Consider the following 18,018-nt stretch of genomic DNA (forward strand, 5'->3'; position numbering starts at 1 on the left):
GGGACGGAGTTTGCTCTCCGACGGTTCGATCACATCTCCACGGCCAACCTATGGACGGCATTCTTGCTTTTGTCATTCTCGCATGCATGACCCTCAGCTTTAGACATCTCAGAGGGCATCCTTCAGCGCCCTCACAAGCTCCGCGCGTATCCTGGTGCTCCTGTCGCCGCCGCAGACAGCCCCCCTCACACCCAGTATGTCGGGAGATATCGATCCGATCGCCTCGAGATCTCTCATCCCGAGGTTCCCGGCCAGAGCGGCCTCGAGCCCGAGATCATGGGCTGATCTGACGAACAGCTTCAGCTCCTCCACAGTCATGAACTCCAGCGTGGATCTGCCGTCTTTTATGGCGGTATCAACCATAACGACATCAGCTCCGCATTCAGCGGCTATCTGCGGAAGCTCCACAGGAGGCAGCGAGCCAGCCCTCCTGAAATCAGAGTATGCGGCTGCGACGACCTTCCTTCGCGAATCATGTTCCTTCACAGACCTCACGATCGGCCTCAGAAGCTCGATCGCCTCCTCCGGCTGCCGCACGCCCAGCAGGCCTGCCTTGATGTAATCTGCGCCTGATACTGCTGCTCCCAGAGCAGCGAGGCTCGCAGTTCCCGGCTTGAACGGGAGATCTCCTATAGTGGCGCTGACCGGCACCCTTCCTGCGACCAGCTCCACCACCGACCTGATCGCCCAGGGAAAGTTCGCCCCAAGTGACCCCTCCCTTGGGTTCTTGACATCGATTATGTCCGCACCGCCGTCCAGGGCAGCCATCGCCTCTTCAAGATTCATAGGACTTACCAACAGCCTCATATTCATCAGTTCCCGAGAGGATAAGGATGCGTTGCATCTTCGTGATGGACATATATAACGGTGAGGTGGTCCATGCGGTACGCGGGGAGAGGTCCAGGTACCGCCCCATAAACACATTCAGCAGGATGGTATCGACATCAGACCCCATCGAGATCGTGGAGATCCTTGCACCCAAAGAGGTGTACATCGCGGATCTGGACAGGCTCTCCGGCGGCGGGGATAATCTTCAGGTGATCGAGAGCATATCGTCGAGAGCCATCACCATGGCGGACATCGGCATCTCCAGCATATCAGATCTATCCCTGCTCCCAGAATCTGCAACACCTGTCCTGGGGACGGAGACCGCATCGGTTGATCTGATCTCAAAGGCATCAGATCTCCGCGATGTAGTTGTGAGCATAGACATGAAGCACAGGAGGGTCATATCTAAGAGCGGTGATCTGGATCCGCTGGATCTCATAAAGGATATGAACGATCTCGATCTTCTCGGCATCATACTTCTGGAGCTCGACAGGGTCGGGACGTCAGAAGGCACAGATATCGAGTTCCTGAGCCGCGCCGTGGCCTCAAGCGATCATCCTATTCTTGTTGGCGGCGGAATCCGCGGCCTGAGCGATATTGATGCTCTTAAGGAGATCGGTGTTCAGGGGGTGCTCGTGGCGACATCTGTGCATTCCGGGGGAATACCTCTAGAGATGATCCGGCGATGATCTCCGGTACGGTATGGACACCATGCCCCTTCAGCTTGTCCCCCCTCTGCCAGCCCCACATTCTCCCACCGTTCTGTCAGCTCTCGGTGTGCAATTTGGTCTGCTGACGATCCGCTCACAGGATCGCATTTTGTCTCGCCTGAACGATGGGAGGCCAGGATCCATCTCAAGTGAACCTCAGCTTCCTGACCTTCATCGTCGATAGATCGACGTGCGGCACTATTCCGGGCGTGGGCTGTATGTTCATCTTCTTCTGGAACTCTGTCTGTCCCTGCCAGGTGCCGCTGTTGATAACTGTCACACCCTTGTATCTCGTTATCCCAACGACATGCACGTGCCCGCAGTGGAGTATCGCTGGCGGCCTGTCGATCACGTAATGATCCTCGACCTCCGGGGCGACGGAGACCCTGTTCCCGTATATCGGGCAGAGATGCCTCCTCCGGAGCATCTCAACCATCGCGAGCTCCGGCTCTCTGTATGAAAGGCCGGGAACTTTTAGCACAAAGTCGTCGATCGACCTCCCATGGTAGATCAGAACCGGCCGGGAGGAGATCGTTATCCATGAGGGATTCCCGACGAATATAACATTACTGGGGAAAAGCGATTGTATCTCCTTCGGGAGCGCTGGCTGCGGCTCGGCCTGTCTCACTATATCGTGGTTCCCGGGAGATATCACGATCTTTATCCTCGAGGGGATCTCTGAGATGAGATCGGCAGCCAGCTGATACTGCTCGTAGATGTCCTTTATCTCGAGCTCGTCCTCCTGCCCCGGGTAGACTCCGATTCCGTCGACGATGTCTCCAGCGATCACGATGCATCCTACACCAGAGCTGAGCCCAGTCGGATCTTCTCCGGATATCCAGGAGACGAAGCGATTCCAGGTATCGATCAGAAACGTTTTGCTCCCTACATGAAGGTCTGATAGAAAGAGAGCTCCTCCAGATGCAGATGTCAGGGGCTGGGGCTGAGCCTGGAGATCAGGCCAGACGATCGACTTCGCGAATATCCGACCCTTTCCATCTGATGTTCCTGTGATTCCAATAACCTCGTCTGTGACGAGAAGCATCGAGTCCTCATACGCAGGAGATTCCCTGGCGAAGAGCACGGTAACCATGCCTGTGGGATCCTCGATCTCCACGACTCTGGCTCGAGAGGTGTTTCTTATATCCATGATCATGCCGATAACCGAGACCTCTCGCCCTGCTGTCTGCGCGCCAAGGCTCTCGATGGGCCGGGAGCCCATCCGCTTGCTCAGAAGATCGTGGATCTTCGCATATCTATCCCTGAAGTACTTCACGAAGTCCGAGTAGTTTCCCAGACAGGTAGATCTTCCTGTGATCTCCCTCAGCACCTCGACCTCCACGCCGGAGCTTCTCCTTTCCAGCGCGCAGCTCGTTGCTGAGGGTTCCCTCTCAGATCCCTCTGCTGCCTCCTCATCTGCTCTTCTGCACCTCCCGTCCAGGATTGAGAGGATCTGCTCTGCGCTTACAACAACCGTGCTGGCGTCGAGACTGCTTATCAGATGGTCAATCGATCCCGTGTCCTTTTTCGAGAGTATCTCTAGGGCCTCAGGTGTGAGCTGGTATCCCCTCTCAGCGAACATCTGAACGATCTCGAGCATCGAAAGCCGTATAACACCCTCCACCAGATAAAACTCCCGATGAAGCTATCTGATACTCTGGCAGGTCTTCCGTCCTTTGTCAAGGACATCATATTCGTCGTTGTTGTGGTTGGCGGCGTCTCCATTATCTCCCAGGTGCTTCTCGGCCTCTGGACCCCGATGGTCGCGGTGGAGTCCGGAAGCATGGTTCCGAACATGAATATCGGGGATATCATCATCGTGCAGGGCATATCCAGAACTGATGTGGTTACCTGGGAGGAGGGCGAGGCGAAGGGGTACAGATCGTTCAACAACCCTGGGGATGTCATACTCTACCGCCCCTACGGCAAGGAGAAGCTCGGCGTGCTCGATATAATCCCAGGCATCCTGGGCATCGGGAGCGGTGGGGATAAGGCCACGCCCATAATACACAGGGCGATGAGGTGGGTGGAGAAGGGCGAGCCGATGTGGGAGGGGGGACCGCCAGCGCCGTTCGCGGGGTACATAACGAAGGGTGATCACAACGAGGTCATCGACCAGATGGCCGGCAGGATACTCGGTGTGCCGAACTACGCCTACATAAGAGAGCACCCGGAGCGGTTCAGGGAGACAGCTGATGGAATCCTAGTCGATAGAGAGACAGGCCTTGTTATTTACAGCCAGGGCAACACATCTTATGTGACAGACGGGATAAGCTATCTTACACCGGTGCGGAAGGAGTGGGTTATAGGCGTCGCGAGATACAGGATACCGTATGTGGGCTATATCAGACTCATCCCCGAGATGATCGTGGACTGGGTTCGCAGCATAATTTGAAGTGCATACTCCTCCACGGCCTCACGGCCCGGAGGTCTGCGCCCTTCTGCGCCCTGTTACTCTTCCTCACAGGAGCTTTCTCGCGACGACCGCGATGTGGTCCCTGTGATGTGGCAGGTCGACCCTTTTCAGGAGCTCCACGCCCCAGAGGCGCTTTATCTCCTCATCGAAGATGTCGGCGGCCCGCGCTGTCGAGTCGATGGACATCGCCTTTATCATTACTATCATCAGCCCGTTGGGCTTCAGGTACATCGACGCGTTTCTCGATGCGATCTCCGCCTGGTTTCGCTGCGCCACGTCCTGGTATATGAGATCCACGGGCTCGACGATCCTGCGGTACGTCTCAGGGCGCGCTGCATCTCCCAGTAATGGTATTATGTTCTCCCGCCTCTCTGCCAGAAGCAGCAGATCCCTCATCGCTCTGGGAGAGATCTCGACCGCGTAGATCATGCCTTCAGTGAGAATATCGCTGAGGTAGCTGACAGTGGCGCCGTTCGCAGCGCCCAGGTAGAGGACTTTACCGGATGGCACCACCCCCTCCAGGCACGGGTAACTCAGAAGAAGGGCGGCGAGCTTCGATCTTCGTGGATCCCATACTCTAAGGCCGTCAGCGATATGCTCGCCGTAGAGGGGCTCCTGGGAGGGCGAGCGGGTCGACAGGCGATCTTTTTTTATAATATAAAGCCCGGGGAGTATCTCCCTCATAGCTCCGCGCCCACAGAGGTAGTGGTGAGCTTCACATGCTTGACGCCCTTCAGCGCCATCATCCTCTCTGCGGCTCTTCTCACATCCTTACCCTCGCCGCGAAGGATCACCACCTCGAGGCAGTTGTCCTTGTCCAGATGCACATGGAGGGTTGAGGTTATTATATTTCCAAACTCATGCTGTATGTCCGTAAGGTTGTCCACCAGGCCGCGCTGATGGTGGGAGTAGACGATGGTTATCACGCCCACCCTCTCGCCCTCGACATCGCTCATCCACTCATAGTGAATAATGTAGTTCCTTATCGCGTCCCTGATCCCCTCTGACCTCGAGGAGTACCCCCTCTGGGTGATAATCTCATCGAAGCGGCTCAGCAGCTTCTCCGGAAGAGATACGCCAATCCTCATGAGCTCCTGTTCCATTAAACCACCACCATTTATTTCGGTCAGATATAGTAATAAAGCTATTGTAGTAAAATCTTACTATTTTTGATTTACGCTTTTTTCAGTAAGTGAAACTCAGAATCGAAGGGCTCAAACCCCGCTCTTCTTTGGTTTGTGTACACGTATCTCTGAGACCAGAAGCATATGGTTCACAGAACTCATGGGTCATCGGGTGGAGATCCAAAAACCCTCCTTGAGGCAACACCACTCCAAAAAATTTACAGTCACCCTTTTCTCATATACCAAAGGGTCCCCGGAGGGGCGCGAGGTTTTTCATGAGATGAATGCATGCATGAGATCATGTTGCCTGTATTTGTAATAGCAGGAACCCACAGCGGTGTTGGCAAAACCACCGTCACGCTGGGCCTGATGGCCGCTCTTAGGAGAAGAGGGCTGACTGTGCAGCCCTTCAAGGTCGGGCCTGATTTCATAGACCCGACGCACCACACGGCGATATGCGGCCGGCCCTCCCGCAACCTGGACACATTCATGATGGGCGCAGACGGCGTGAGGCGATCTTTTCTCTCCGCGATAAGAGGTGCGGATGTGGCGGTGGTCGAAGGGGTCATGGGGCTCTACGATGGGATCGGTGGTGGCGAGGAGGCCAGCACAGCACATGTTGCAAAGGTTCTCGGGATACCTGTCTTGCTTGTGGTGAACGTCCATGGCATGTCCAGATCCGCAGCTGCCCTGATACACGGATTCAGATCCTTCGATCCTGCTGTGAACATCGCTGGGGTCATACTGAACCATGTCGGGAGCGAGCGCCATCTGAAGGCTCTAAGGGAATCCATAAATTTCAGAATATTCGGAGCGCTTCCGAGGAGGAAGAGCATCTCGCTCCCGAGCAGGCACCTCGGCCTGGCGATGGGTTTCGAGATTGAGCATGATGTGAACGCGCTTGCAGATCTGGTTGAGGAGAACATACTGCTGGATGAGCTGCTCGATGCATGCACGCTACCGATCGCTGTGCCGGAGCAGGAGAGCAGGTATGGCGAAGAGCACAGTGTGCGCATCGCGATCGCCCTGGATGAGGCGTTCTGCTTCTACTACCAGGATAACATCGATCGCCTGAGGAGTGCTGGAGCGGAGATAATACCTTTCAGCCCCATCAGGGACGCACTTCCTGATGCTGATGGCATCTACATAGGCGGTGGATATCCTGAGCTCCACGCAGCCTCTCTCGAGTCCGGGAGGTGCATTCAGCAGATCAGAGCGGCAGCATCTGATGGCATGCCGATCTACGGAGAGTGTGGCGGTCTGATGTACCTCGGAGAGAATCTCGTCCTTGAAGACAGGAGCTACAAGATGGCCGGGATCCTGCCGGCCTCGACTCTCATGACCAGGCATCTTCAGGCACTTGGGTACGTTGAGGCGGATGTCGTACTGGACAATCCTGTGGTTCCAAAGGGCAGCGTGATACGGGGGCATGAGTTTCACTATTCGAGAATGGAGTGCGACCGGGACGCAAAGCTCGCGTACAGGCTCAGGCGCGGCCAGGGGATCGCAAACGGCATGGACGGCCTGGTCGAGCACATGACCCTCGGCGGATACCTTCACGCGCACTTCGCATCATTCCCAGTGGAGAGGTTCATGGAGAGCTGCATGGCATACAGAAGGAGATGAGTGGGTCCAAAATTGACTGCAGCCCGCCCAAGGCTGCCCGTTGTGGGTCAGAGGATATAACAGGAACAGAAAGCCGGACTCCTTGTCTCTTCCATCTTGTTCCCACCATCCAGATCTGGAGCAGAGGTGCATTCCATCCGCCTTTGAAGAAAGGAGTTTGCGCCCTGCTGATCCCATCACACATCCACCGGCGTGGATCCGGATATCTCTCCTGCCAGGGGTTTTGATATCATCTCCCTCGCCTCGTCCAGGCTCGATGTGTTCGCCAGAACCCACATGAGCTTGACCAGGGCCACCTCGGGGAGCATGTCCTCTGCCTCAATGGCCCCTGCAGCGAGCATGTCCCTGCCTGTATCGTAGACCCTGTCGCATATCCTCCCACGGAGGCACTGTGACGTTACGACAACAGGTATGCCTTTCTCGGTGGCCTTTTTTATGAACGGTATCCAGTCGGACGCCACGTGGCCCAGACCTGTGCCCTCGATGACGATCCCCCTGTAGCCCGATTCTATGAGGTGATCGAATATCCCAGGATCAGCGCCGGGGAAGTACTTGATGAGCGCGCATCTCGGCTCGAGCCTGTCGAGCAGCTGGAGCTCACACTCCCCGCGCTTTCTGTAATTTGAGAACGTCTCTATACTTCGTGTGGAGTAATCGACCCTGCCGATCGGTGGATGGTTTACAGACTGGAACGCGTCCCTCCTGGATGTGTGCATCTTGCGCACCCTGGTCCCCCTGTGGATCAGACAGTAGTCATCGCTGGTGCTCCCGTGCATGACGACGCAGACCTCTGCGATATCGCTCACTGCGACCGTCGAGGCGCAGATCGCATTCATCGCAGCATCACTGCTGGGCCTGTCCGAGCTCCTCTGAGAGCCGACGAGCACAACAGGAACCGGAGTTCTGAGCATGAATGAGAGAGCGGCCGCTGTATACGTCATGGTGTCTGTCCCGTGGGTTATCACCACACCCTCCGCGCCGTTCATTACCTCCTTGGCGACAGCCCTTGCGAGCTCTATCCAGTACTCTGCGCGCATGTTCTCGCTGAGTATTGTGTAGAGGACCCTTGCGCGGTACCGTGCGATCTCACCGAGCTCAGGTATCGCTGAGATTATCTCCTCAGCAGAGAACTGGCTCGTCACAGCTCCGGTCCTGTAATCGACCTTGCTGGCTATCGTGCCACCTGTTGAGATGATCGAGACCAGAGGCAGATCCTCGCGCATCTGTATCTGCTCAGGCGGCTTCTCGTGCTTCTGGGCTCTTTCCAGGACCTCGATCCTGTCGGGAATGAGCCCGATGTTGTAGCCGTTGCTGAGCTTTATGACGACATGATCACTGCGCGAGGGCATCAGTATTCCCTCGTATCTCATATCTCCTTTTATTACAGCCACTCTGTCTCCCAGCTCCATGGCCACCATCTCAAAGCGTTTTTGCAAAATCCAGCGCATCCCGCAGATCAAGCACGCCGGTATATATGGCAGTGCCTATCACAGCGCCTGCAGCGCCAGCTTCGCTGAGAAGCTTTACGTCATTAAGAGAGCTGACTCCACCAGCTGCTACGACAGGTATGCTCACAGCCTCGACCAGCTCTTTCGTTGGCTCGGGATCGACGCCGCGCTGCTGACCCTCTGTATCTATGTTCGTGAAGAGTATGGAGCCCGCCCCGAAGCTCTCGAAGACAACGCCGAGCTCGATCGCATTGAACTCAAGAGTCCTCTGCCAGCCCTCTGATGTCACCTTCCCATCTCTCACATCCAGGGCCACCATGAGGCGATCCGGGCCGTACTCATCTGAAAGACGCATCACGACTGGAGGATCCCTGAGCGCCATCGTGCCCAGTATGACTCGATCCACACCTGTATCCAGGACCTCTGCGACATCGGAGCGTCTTCTTATCCCGCCGCCGACCTGGACAAAGACGTCGAGCTCCTCGACGATTCTCTTGAGTACCGGCGCGTTAAGCCTGACGCCCTCTATCGCGCCATCGAGATCTATGATGTGCAGATGGTCCGCCCCCATCTCCACCCATCTCAGCGCCTGACCAAGGGGATCATCAAGCGACACAACCTCGCTGCCAGGCACACCCTGGACGAGCTGGACGCATCTTCCGCCGCGCAGGTCCACCGCAGGGAATATGTCAAACGTCATGATGTCTCATGAGTGAAAGCTGCGGTGATATAACACTTGGCATGACCATGGAGCGCAGCAAACAATGTGTATGCACTGCTGATATGCGCGAGCTCATGAAGAATGTTCCCTAAGATCTCGTTTCCTGATGCACAGCACTGTCGTTAGATCCTGCAGGTCCAGAGGCGCACAGAGGGATGTCTGCCATTGCTGGAATCATGTCTGCCCCCATGGTGACTGGAGCCGATAGATAAAGCATTTAGACCAGCTCGCGTTCAGGAGATGGGTGATAGATTGGAGAAGAGCATCGTGAAGGATATAAGGCTCGCGGACGCTGGAGAGAGGAGGATTGAGTGGGCGAGAAGGCATATGCCGGTGCTTCAGCTCATAAAGGAGGAGTTTGAGAGGGAGAGGCCCCTTGAGGGCATAAGGATTGTTGCATGTCTGCATGTGACCGTCGAGACTGCAAACCTGATAGAGACGCTGCGCGCAGGTGGCGCCGAGATCGCTCTCACAGGATCAAACCCGCTGAGCACCCAGGATGATGTTGCAGCAGCTCTTGCATCCCGCGGCATACACGTGTACGCATTCCGCGGCGAGAATGAGCGCGAGTACTACGAGTGCATAGAGCGCGCCCTCGAGCTCCGTCCCAACGTGACGCTCGATGATGGCGCTGACACTATAGCGGTAGTGCACAAAAGCCACCGCGAGCTCCTGCCGGAGATACTCGGAGGGTGCGAGGAGACCACGACAGGGGTCATGAGGCTCAGAGCAATGGCAGATGACGGCGCTCTGGCCTACCCTGTGATAGCAGTGAATGATGCAGAGACGAAGATGATGTTCGACAACAGATACGGCACAGGGCAGTCAACGGTGCACGGGATTATGAACGCGACGAACTTCCTCTTCGCAGGAAAGACCGTTGTAGTCGCAGGCTACGGCTGGTGCGGCCGGGGGTTTGCGATGCGTGCTAAGGGCATGGGTGCGAACGTAATCGTCGTGGAGGCGGAGCCGAGAAAGGCGCTCGAGGCTGCGATGGACGGCTACAGGGTGATGTCAATGCGATCCGCCGCTCCGCTGGGGGATCTCTTCGTGACGCTCACAGGAGACATAAATGTGATAAGAAAGGAGCACTTCGAGCTCATGAAGGATCAGTCGATACTGGCGAACAGCGGGCACTTCAACGTCGAGATCGATATACCTGGGCTGGAGAGCATGGCCGTCTCCACAAACGAGATCCAGCCCAACGTGCGGGAGTACGTCATGCGCGATGGTCGCAGGATATACCTGCTCGCAGAGGGCAGGCTGATCAACCTGGCCGCTGCTTACGGCCACCCCCCTGAGGTCATGGACATGTCATTCGCAAACCAGGCGCTCTCAGTGAGATACATCGTCGAGAACGGCAGGAGGCTTGAGCGGAAGGTCTATTCTGTTCCTGTTGAGATCGACAGGAGGGTGGCTGAGCTCAAGCTGAAGGCGATGGGGATAGAAATAGAGAAACTGACTCCAGAGCAGGACAGGTACCTGCACAGCTGGCAGATGGGGACATGAGCATGGACATAAGCAGGGACAGCATTGAGAGATACCTCAAGAGCATATTCGGGGGTGGTGCCAGCCTCTCATCCATACGAAAGATGGGCGAGACCATCCCGACCACTGGAGATGTGAAGGGATTCGGGTACGGCAGCCCGCTGCTGATAGAGTATCTTCTCGATGGCAGGAAGGAGTTCCTGGTGCTCTCGACGATGAGGGTGCAGCACGGCTTCGGGCACGATCACTTCTCAGACAGGGCGCAGGTCATGCTCTGGCAGCACTCGGCATTCAACAAGCTTCCAAGGCATGTAAGATCAATAGACGTCGGGTACTTCACACCATCCGGAGATATGAGATCATGTGGCGATGCTCAGGAGTTCTTTCTTGTGATGGAGAGGATCGAGGGTAAGGAGTACTTCTTCGATCTGGAGCGTGTCAAGGAGAGCGGGGCAACGGATCTTGACAGGATTCGAGCTGCGGCGCTCGCGGATTACCTCGCGGAGATCCACAGCGTGAAGCACAGCTGCCCGCCGCTATACAGGCGCAAGATCAGGGACACTATCGGCCACGGTGAGGGGATCATGGGCATTCTCGATGATTATCCGGATGCTCCGGAGTTCCTGGAGCGCGGCGAGCTCTGTGAGATCGAGAAGAGGTGCGTGGAGTGGCGGTGGAGGCTGAGGTCGATGACCCACAGGCTCTGCCAGGTCCACGGCGATTTTCATCCATGGAATGTGATGTTCAGGGAGGGCAGCGACTTCTCGGTCCTTGACAGGAGCAGAGGAGAGTGGGGAGAGGCGGCGGACGACCTGAGCGCGATGTCGATGAACTACATATTCTACTCTGTTCAGAAGGAGATGAGGCTGGCGGGAGGTCTCAGGGAGCTGTTCGAGATCTTCTTCGATAGGTATCTGGAGAGGACCGGTGACGAGGAGGTTCTCGATGTCATAGCTCCGTTCTTCGCGTTCAGAGCTGTTGTCGTGGCCAGCCCCACATGGTATCCGCTGCTCTCTCATGATGTGAGAAGAGTCCTCTTCAATTTCCTGGAGAACGTTCTGGATGATGATTCTTTTGACTACAGGAACGTGAACAAATATCTGACATAGATGGCAAAGCTCTACGCCTTCGAGCTCTCCGGAGAGCATCCGACGGTACCGAGGAGCGAGGCGCTTTCGCTCCTCAGAATCCATGCTGGATCCTTCAGAGAGGTGGCTGGAAGAGAGCGCTGTCTGCTTGTTGAAGCAGATAATCTCGATCTTGGGGTTATAGAGCAAAGGCTCGCGATGACCCACAGGATCCTTGAGGTCCTCACAGTCTGCGATGCAGAACCTGAAAGCGTGGAGCAGGCTCTCCGCTCGCTTGATCTCCCCAGACGGAGCTACAGGGTGAGGGCCAGCCGTCTCGGAGAATGTGCGATCAAAAGCCACGATCTCGAGCGTCTCGCTGGAGGGGTGCTCCACGCGATGGGCTACAGAGCGGACCTTGAGAATCCGAAGCTGGATATCCGGGCGATCATATCCTGCAATAAGGTTGTCTTCGGATACGAGGTCGCGAAACCCGACAGGGGTGGATTTGAGAGGCGCAGACCGCACCTGAAACCGTTCTTCTACCCGGGGGTTCTGATGCCGCGAATGGCGAGGGCTCTGGTCAACATTTCAATGATCAGACCTGGCGAGATGCTGCTCGACCCGTTCTCCGGAACCGCCGGGATTCTGGTCGAGGCCTGCCTCATAGGCATCAGGGGCGTGGGTGTGGATGTGCAGGAGAAGCTGAACAGGGGCGCCAGGGCGAACCTGGAGGGCATGGAGGCGGATCTGGTGCTCGGGGACGCCAGGTCTCTGCCGTTTAAAAATTCCTCTGTGGATGCAGTGGTCACCGATACGCCCTACGGCAGATCCGCGGTGATAAAGGCACGCTCGAAAGATGAGATCCTCTCGAGGAGCTTCGAGGAGATTCACAGGGTTCTCAGAGCTGGAAGGCGTGCCGTGATCGTCACAGACCGTCCTGTGGAGAATATGCTGAGATCGAGGGGGTTTAGAATAGCGGAGCTCCACAGCGACAGGGTTCACAGGAGCCTGACGAGATACGTTCACGTGTGCGAGAAACCTGCGGACTTTTGAAACGCGGGCTACATATTAATACATGGATTCCAAACCCTGGTTCGGTATTCTAAGGGGTTCGGCATGACGGTGTGCGACGACTTCGATCTTGCAGAGGATCTGCTCAAGGGCTTCACAAGATCTGCGATACGTACCAAGGTTCTTCTCTCACTCAGGGATGGCGAGCTGACCGCTGGGGATCTCGAGAGATCGCTGGGAACCAGGGCATCGACGATACTGCATGCAGTCAAGGATATGATCGAGGCAGGGACAGTTGTCAGAACCCACAGGGGATATAGGCTCACAAACACAGGTCGCATTCAGGCATTGATGCTGAGCAGGCTTTTGAGCGCGATTGTCGTGCTCGAGAACCACAGGGATTTCTGGATGACGCATGACATCAGCGCGATTCCTGATGATCTGCTTGTGGACATTGGCCTTCTCAGAGAAGGAGAAATAGTCAGCGGGGATCCGGCCGCGATACTCAGGACGCAGCAGATATTCGTATCACAGCTCATCTCTTCGAGGAGCATATACGGCGTATCGCCCATCATAATTCCGGAGTATCCCACAGCTATAGACACTGCTGTGAAGAACGGGGCGCACGTGGAGCTTGTTCTCACAGCTCCGATTGTGGAGATAGTCGTGAGAGATTACAGGGAGATACTGGAGAATCTTCTCAAAAAGGAGAACTTCGAGCTGTACAGGCTCGATGCTGATGTCAGGGCTGCGTTTACCGTAATCGACTCCTCTCTCTCCCTCGGCCTCTTCAGGCTCGATGGCGGCTATGATATCGGCCAGGACCTGATATGCACAGGGGCTGGGGCCAGGGAGTGGGGTATGAGGCTCTTCATGCACCACAAGAAGAGGGCGGAAAGGGTCACCTCGATATAATAACAGCAATCGCTCTCGTGTGTTCACTTAGAGGTCGAGCGTGCAGGCTGCTGTAAGCGGGCATTCATTCTCCGAGAACGCATAGAATGACAAGTGCATCCTCTGGAAAGTCATCGCATGGCTGAGAGCACAGCAATATGCAGGGATCTGTGCGTGACACCAAGATGATCTGGCGCAGAATATTAACATGGAGGGCGGGCAGATCCCGCCTCGCGGCTCATACCAGGCCAGCGCGCTGGAGTCTCAGCAGGGCTGTTGTGTCCAGCTTCTCTCCCTTCTTGAACTGATTCAGGATCTCCTCGGCCTCGCGCTTTGCAGCTTCCTTCGCGCGATCCTCTCTGGCATCGCGGCTCTTCTTCTTGAGGCCCATGATGATCTTATCAAAATCGCGGATCTCCCTCTGTGTCCTTATGAACTCTCTGTGCTGCTCATCCGCCGCCTCCTGCGCCTTTATGAACTCGCGGTGCGCAGCATCGGCCTCGGCCCTCTTCTGATCCGCCTCTTTGAACGTGGCAATCATCTTGTCGTGATACTCCTGGGCCAGCTCAGCGTACCTGGTGACGTCCTCGTGGTGCTTCGAGGCCTGCTCGCGCAGAGCCTGCGCCTCCTCAAGCAGCTTCTTCAGCTCCTCGTTCTTCTCGAGCTGCTCCTTGCGGAGCTTGAACTCGTTGTGGAGCATCGCGATCCTCTCGACGAGCTGCTTCTCCTTATCCGGGCTCAGCACCTCGGTCTGCTGTCTGAACTCCAGGTGATCTATCTCCCTGCGGAGCTCGCGGATCGACCTGTCCCCGGAGAGGTTGTACTTCTTACGGATCTCGTCGATCTTCGCGTAGATCTGGTTCGTCTTCTCGTTGAGCTCATCGCGAAGCTTCTTCGACTCCGCGACCTTGGTGTTGTACTCGTCGCGAAGCTTCTTGAGCTCCTGTGCCTTCTCTATGAGCTCCTTTGTCTCCTTGTTCAGCTCGTTCCTTTTCGCAGCCCACCTGCTGGCCTCTGCATTCAGCTGGCTGCGCTTCTCCTTGAAGATAAGCGACTCCTGTTTGAGCTTGGCCTTCTTCTCTTCCAGTTCTGCAAGCATCCCCCTTTTTTCCTCCTTTTCCAGCACATGGCTGGGGTTCTGCCTGGGCTCGCTGCCCAGCACGCCCGTGGGCGTATCTCCTCCTCTGTACATTATGGGGTTCCCTCGACGGCAAATCAGCAGGGTCCTACACGTCAGATATCAACAAACAAGTGCGATCGCAAATGCGATGGCGCCGTTGTGCCGCATGCGTTCTCCACCAAAAGACATCCCTGTTGCGGACCATGCCGGTCGACTACTGTCCAAGCATCAGATACCTTTAACGTATTAATCTTTTGGTAGCATCTGTATGGGGGTGAGATCGCATAGATGCCTCAGAGGGGCGGGTATTTGAGTTATAGGCTCGAATCACTGAACGAATCTTCTGGAATCAATGGCCTCGGACAAAAGACTCCATAAATCTGGGCTGAGTGCTGGGTTGTGTGCACAGATCATTGAACACAGCAGGTGACACCGCAGGATCTGTGATCTGCTGTGCTAGAAGGTGTCGATTCCTGAAATTCCATTCAGCGATTCAGGCACGCGACCGAGTGCTGCGGATCTCAATTATGCCAGTAATAGTCGGTGAGCGCAGATGCTGTTTGCAGAAAAATCATTTAATACCAGAAGATCCTTAAAATATTGATATCCTGCGGGCACTTTCATCACAGGATCGCCGATTCTTCTTCGGCGTGCCTTCCCTGTGCCACTGGATAAGCGCAGATGCATCGTGGGGGTTATTCAGATCGCAGAGCTGCAACCGCATTCCATACACGCAGATGATGTGCTCAAGCAGCTGAGCACCTCTTCAACGGGTCTCACCCGGGAGGAGGCGGCTGAGCGACTGGAGCGCTTCGGCAGGAACACGCTTCCGCGAGCAAAGCCTCTGAGCATACAGATGCTCTTTCTGCGGCAGTTTCTGAGCCCTCTGATCTATGTTCTCCTGGCAGCGGCTGCGGTCTCCTTCTTCCTGGAGAGGATGACAGACGCCATCTTCATCCTCGCCGTGCTCCTGATCAACGCGATCATCGGAACAGCCCAGGAGTATTCAGCCGAGCGGAACATAGAGTCTCTGAGAGATCTGGTCAGGACGTATGCACGTGTTGTCAGGGAGGGCGAGAGCTTTGAGGTGGATGCTGAGGAGTGCGTGCCCGGAGATGTGGTTCTCCTGGAGGAGGGCATGAAGGTGCCTGCCGATCTCCGCCTTCTCGAAACGCACGCTCTCGAGGTGGACGAGTCCCTGCTCACAGGAGAGTCGACTCCTGTATCAAAGGATGCATCTGCTCTGCTGAAATGGAATGCAGCCCTTGGCGATCGCGTCAACATGGCCTTCGCCGGAACCATAGTTACGCGCGGTCGTGGCAGAGGTGTGGTGGTGGCGACCGGCAGAGAGACCGAGCTGGGAAGGCTGGCCGGATCCCTGACAGACGTGGAGTCTGCGAAGCCGCCTCTGACAAGAAGAATGGAGGTATTCTCCGCGAACATAGCGAAGGCGGTACTGATAGCGGTTATTCTGATAATCGCCATCGAGGTCAGAAGGGGCATGGATGCGGCGCAGGTCTTCGTTCAGTCTGTGGCCCTTGCGGTCTCCGCTATTCCTGAGGGTCTGCCCGTGGCGCTGACTGTCGTGCTTGCGGTGGCGGTCAACCGCATGGCCCGGCGCAACGTCATCGTGCGTCGCATGGTTGCCGTGGAGACGCTCGGATCATGTGACTTCATAGCCTCCGACAAGACCGGCACACTCACGATGAACGAGCTGACTGCGCGGCTTGTAGCCATACCAGGCCACGGGTTCATGGAGGTGACGGGAGAGGGAATCTCTCCGGAGGGGGAGATCAGAACCGCCCATGGAAAACCCACCGAGCAGGAGGAGCACATCATAAAAAGAGTCGTTACTGCAGCTGCTCTCTGCAACGAGGCGTTCTTCGGGATGCGCGATGGCCGCTGGGTACACCACGGAGATACCGTCGATGTGGCGCTTCTAGTAATGGCGCACAAGGTGGGTGTTAGGCAGGCGGATATCACCGCGAGGTATCCGATGATCGCGCAGATACCGTTTGCATCTGAGAGAAAGTTCGCGGCCACGCTGAACAGGGTCGATGGCAGGCTCCATGCATTCGTCAAGGGCGCTCCTGAGACGCTGCTGGAGATGTGCAGCAGCATGGTCACAATCGATGGCGAGGCTCCGCTCGAGAGAGATGCGATCGAGAGATGCGCATCGGATATGGCGAATAACGGCTACAGGGTTCTTGCGATAGCCGATGGCGCGCTTGAAAGCGATGAGGATTTCTCTGATAGGCGGCTCAAAGGTCTCACTTTCCTCGGCCTGATCGGAATGATAGATCCGCTCAGACCAGAGGCAAAGCCCGCTGTGGCCAGATGCAGAAAGGCCGGCATAGAGGTTGCCATGGTCACCGGTGACCACCCGATCACCGCGCTGGCCATAGCCCGTGAGCTCGGAATGGCTCAGGGCATGGATGAGGTGGTGACAGGCCCTGAGCTCAGAAAGGCGGAGCTGATTGGAAAGGAAGCGTTTGACGATCTTGTGAGGAGAGCGAGGGTCTTTGCAAGGGTTGAGCCAAGACAGAAGCTGGACATAATCCAGTCCCTGATCCGCCTGGGGCGTACTGTTGCGGTAACTGGAGATGGCGCAAATGATGCACCTGCCATGCGTGCAGCCCATGTCGGCGTCGCCATGGGAAAGAGCGGGACAGATATCGCAAAGGAGAGCGCAGAGCTGGTCATAACAGACGACAACTTCGCGTCCATCGTCGCAGGCGTGGAAGAGGGCAGGGTCGCATACAGCAACGTGCGCAAGGTCATATTCCTCCTGGTATCGACAGGGGCTGCGGAGATAGTGCTGTTCTTTCTCGCACTCTTTGCAGCTGTACCCCTTCCACTGCTTGCTGTCCAGCTCCTCTGGCTAAACCTTGTGACCAACGGCATACAGCACATAGGCCTCGCCCTGGAGCCGGCCGAGGGTGATGAGATGAGGAGACCACCTAGGCCCCAGCGAGAGGGAATATTCAACAGGATAATGCTGGAGAGGATACTGCTCTCGTCCATCGTGATGGGCGGAGTTGCATTCGGACTCTACAAATACCTCCTGGGCACAGGCTCGAGCCTGGATGAGGCGAGAAACAGCACGATGCTGCTCATGGTTCTTTTCGAGAACATACAGGTCTTCAACAGCCGATCAGAGCTGCGCTCCGCGTTCAGCCTGAGCCCGACGAGAAATCCCACTCTGTTTTTTGGAACTCTTGGAGCCCAGCTGGTCCACATAGCAGCCATGTACACCCCCTGGCTCAGCGGAGTGCTGAATATCGGGCCTGTATCACTGGAACACTGGGCCAGGCTTCTGGCGCTGGCGCTTTCAATCCTCATCGCAATGGAAGCGTACAAGCTCGTCCGCCGGAGAATGTCCGGAAACTCACATGTCAGCGTAACTGAACCGCTGGATTGACTGTTGGGTTCCCTGCGATCCGAATGAACTGGGTCTCTGAATTCTCATCCCGGCGCTCTGGCATGGCAGCAGATTTGGTATGAGTGAGCCACTGAAGACACCCCATTTCATTCGCTGAATCAAAATCTCGGCCCATGCGGG

15 protein-coding genes are annotated in these 18,018 nt (G+C 56.2%); 8 read left to right on the top strand and 7 right to left on the bottom strand.

Translation table 11 applies throughout. The annotated features are described in order from the left end of the window. Positions 1 to 108: 108 nt before the first annotated feature. On the bottom strand, positions 109 to 807 hold the full coding sequence (locus tag QFX31_RS05480; RefSeq protein WP_348531115.1) for a (5-formylfuran-3-yl)methyl phosphate synthase: 699 nt from the start codon (positions 805 to 807) through the stop codon (positions 109 to 111). A gap of 26 nt (positions 808 to 833) precedes the next feature. Here QFX31_RS05480 and QFX31_RS05485 point away from each other — a divergent pair, with 26 nt between their 5' ends. Next, positions 834 to 1,517: a HisA/HisF-related TIM barrel protein gene (locus QFX31_RS05485; protein ID WP_348531116.1), complete on the top strand. Its 684-nt coding sequence runs from the start codon at positions 834 to 836 to the stop codon at positions 1,515 to 1,517. 166 nt (positions 1,518 to 1,683) lie between these two features. On the opposite strand, the gene QFX31_RS05490 is transcribed toward QFX31_RS05485, so the two are convergent. Further along, complete coding sequence (locus QFX31_RS05490; RefSeq protein WP_348531117.1) at positions 1,684 to 3,138, bottom strand: DNA-directed DNA polymerase II small subunit; 1,455 nt, start codon at positions 3,136 to 3,138, stop codon at positions 1,684 to 1,686. 39 nt (positions 3,139 to 3,177) lie between these two features. Here QFX31_RS05490 and QFX31_RS05495 point away from each other — a divergent pair, with 39 nt between their 5' ends. Beyond that, positions 3,178 to 3,933 carry a S26 family signal peptidase gene (locus tag QFX31_RS05495; protein WP_348531118.1) on the top strand — a complete coding sequence of 252 codons (756 nt, stop codon included), beginning with the start codon at positions 3,178 to 3,180 and terminating at the stop codon, positions 3,931 to 3,933. Positions 3,934 to 3,999: 66 nt separating this feature from the next. On the opposite strand, the gene QFX31_RS05500 is transcribed toward QFX31_RS05495, so the two are convergent. Both QFX31_RS05500 and nikR read right to left on the bottom strand, forming a co-directional pair. Beyond that, a complete protein-coding gene (locus tag QFX31_RS05500) occupies positions 4,000 to 4,638 on the bottom strand; it encodes a fibrillarin-like rRNA/tRNA 2'-O-methyltransferase (RefSeq protein WP_348531119.1) in 639 nt (212 codons plus the stop codon). Beyond that, a complete protein-coding gene (gene nikR, locus QFX31_RS05505) occupies positions 4,635 to 5,057 on the bottom strand; it encodes a nickel-responsive transcriptional regulator NikR (RefSeq protein WP_297759428.1) in 423 nt (140 codons plus the stop codon). The genes QFX31_RS05500 and nikR overlap by 4 nt, the downstream gene beginning before the upstream one ends. A gap of 309 nt (positions 5,058 to 5,366) precedes the next feature. Here nikR and QFX31_RS05510 point away from each other — a divergent pair, with 309 nt between their 5' ends. Continuing rightward, the gene (locus QFX31_RS05510; RefSeq protein WP_348531120.1) at positions 5,367 to 6,704 is read left to right on the top strand and encodes a cobyrinate a,c-diamide synthase; all 1,338 of its coding nucleotides are present in this window, start codon (positions 5,367 to 5,369) and stop codon (positions 6,702 to 6,704) included. Between the two features lie 176 nt (positions 6,705 to 6,880). Here QFX31_RS05510 and gatD read toward each other — a convergent pair whose 3' ends face one another. Further along, positions 6,881 to 8,119 carry a Glu-tRNA(Gln) amidotransferase subunit GatD gene (gene gatD, locus QFX31_RS05515; RefSeq protein ID WP_348531145.1) on the bottom strand — a complete coding sequence of 413 codons (1,239 nt, stop codon included), beginning with the start codon at positions 8,117 to 8,119 and terminating at the stop codon, positions 6,881 to 6,883. Positions 8,120 to 8,123: 4 nt separating this feature from the next. Continuing rightward, on the bottom strand, positions 8,124 to 8,852 hold the full coding sequence (gene hisA / locus QFX31_RS05520) for a 1-(5-phosphoribosyl)-5-[(5-phosphoribosylamino)methylideneamino]imidazole-4-carboxamide isomerase (protein WP_348531121.1): 729 nt from the start codon (positions 8,850 to 8,852) through the stop codon (positions 8,124 to 8,126). Positions 8,853 to 9,113: 261 nt separating this feature from the next. Here hisA and QFX31_RS05525 point away from each other — a divergent pair, with 261 nt between their 5' ends. The 4 genes from QFX31_RS05525 to QFX31_RS05540 all read left to right on the top strand — a co-directional run bounded on the left by QFX31_RS05525 (position 9,114) and on the right by QFX31_RS05540 (position 13,357). Next, positions 9,114 to 10,382 (top strand): adenosylhomocysteinase, encoded by a 1,269-nt coding sequence (locus tag QFX31_RS05525; protein ID WP_348531122.1) that lies wholly within the window; start codon positions 9,114 to 9,116, stop codon positions 10,380 to 10,382. Further along, positions 10,379 to 11,470: an aminoglycoside phosphotransferase family protein gene (locus QFX31_RS05530; protein WP_348531123.1), complete on the top strand. Its 1,092-nt coding sequence runs from the start codon at positions 10,379 to 10,381 to the stop codon at positions 11,468 to 11,470. Before QFX31_RS05525 ends, QFX31_RS05530 begins: the two co-directional genes overlap by 4 nt. After that, on the top strand, positions 11,471 to 12,484 hold the full coding sequence (locus QFX31_RS05535) for a methyltransferase domain-containing protein (protein ID WP_348531124.1): 1,014 nt from the start codon (positions 11,471 to 11,473) through the stop codon (positions 12,482 to 12,484). It abuts the gene before it with no gap. Between the two features lie 63 nt (positions 12,485 to 12,547). Next, on the top strand, positions 12,548 to 13,357 hold the full coding sequence (locus QFX31_RS05540) for a winged helix-turn-helix domain-containing protein (protein ID WP_348531125.1): 810 nt from the start codon (positions 12,548 to 12,550) through the stop codon (positions 13,355 to 13,357). A gap of 217 nt (positions 13,358 to 13,574) precedes the next feature. On the opposite strand, the gene QFX31_RS05545 is transcribed toward QFX31_RS05540, so the two are convergent. Next, complete coding sequence (locus tag QFX31_RS05545) at positions 13,575 to 14,435, bottom strand: coiled-coil protein (RefSeq protein ID WP_348531146.1); 861 nt, start codon at positions 14,433 to 14,435, stop codon at positions 13,575 to 13,577. 709 nt (positions 14,436 to 15,144) lie between these two features. Between QFX31_RS05545 and QFX31_RS05550 the strand changes: the two genes are divergently transcribed. Then, a complete protein-coding gene (locus QFX31_RS05550) occupies positions 15,145 to 17,877 on the top strand; it encodes an HAD-IC family P-type ATPase (RefSeq protein ID WP_348531126.1) in 2,733 nt (910 codons plus the stop codon). The last annotated feature ends 141 nt before the right edge of the window (positions 17,878 to 18,018 follow it).

The sequence above is a fragment of the Methanothrix sp. genome, from assembly GCF_030055635.1.
Taxonomy (GTDB): Archaea; Halobacteriota; Methanosarcinia; order Methanotrichales; family Methanotrichaceae; genus Methanothrix_B.

What these genes read in the sequence shown, in the direction of transcription:
- hisA (WP_348531121.1), bottom strand. Translation starts at nt 8,852, where the DNA reads ATGACGTTTGACATATTCCCTGCGGTGGACCTGCGCGGCGGAAGATGC.
- QFX31_RS05545 (WP_348531146.1), bottom strand. Translation starts at nt 14,435, where the DNA reads ATGCTTGCAGAACTGGAAGAGAAGAAGGCCAAGCTCAAACAGGAGTCG.
- QFX31_RS05490 (WP_348531117.1), bottom strand. Translation starts at nt 3,138, where the DNA reads ATGCTCGAGATCGTTCAGATGTTCGCTGAGAGGGGATACCAGCTCACA.
- nikR (WP_297759428.1), bottom strand. Translation starts at nt 5,057, where the DNA reads ATGGAACAGGAGCTCATGAGGATTGGCGTATCTCTTCCGGAGAAGCTG.
- QFX31_RS05500 (WP_348531119.1), bottom strand. Translation starts at nt 4,638, where the DNA reads ATGAGGGAGATACTCCCCGGGCTTTATATTATAAAAAAAGATCGCCTG.
- QFX31_RS05495 (WP_348531118.1), top strand. Translation starts at nt 3,178, where the DNA reads ATGAAGCTATCTGATACTCTGGCAGGTCTTCCGTCCTTTGTCAAGGAC.
- QFX31_RS05485 (WP_348531116.1), top strand. Translation starts at nt 834, where the DNA reads ATGCGTTGCATCTTCGTGATGGACATATATAACGGTGAGGTGGTCCAT.
- QFX31_RS05525 (WP_348531122.1), top strand. Translation starts at nt 9,114, where the DNA reads ATGGGTGATAGATTGGAGAAGAGCATCGTGAAGGATATAAGGCTCGCG.
- QFX31_RS05540 (WP_348531125.1), top strand. Translation starts at nt 12,548, where the DNA reads ATGACGGTGTGCGACGACTTCGATCTTGCAGAGGATCTGCTCAAGGGC.
- QFX31_RS05530 (WP_348531123.1), top strand. Translation starts at nt 10,379, where the DNA reads ATGAGCATGGACATAAGCAGGGACAGCATTGAGAGATACCTCAAGAGC.
- QFX31_RS05535 (WP_348531124.1), top strand. Translation starts at nt 11,471, where the DNA reads ATGGCAAAGCTCTACGCCTTCGAGCTCTCCGGAGAGCATCCGACGGTA.
- QFX31_RS05480 (WP_348531115.1), bottom strand. Translation starts at nt 807, where the DNA reads ATGAGGCTGTTGGTAAGTCCTATGAATCTTGAAGAGGCGATGGCTGCC.
- QFX31_RS05510 (WP_348531120.1), top strand. Translation starts at nt 5,367, where the DNA reads ATGCATGAGATCATGTTGCCTGTATTTGTAATAGCAGGAACCCACAGC.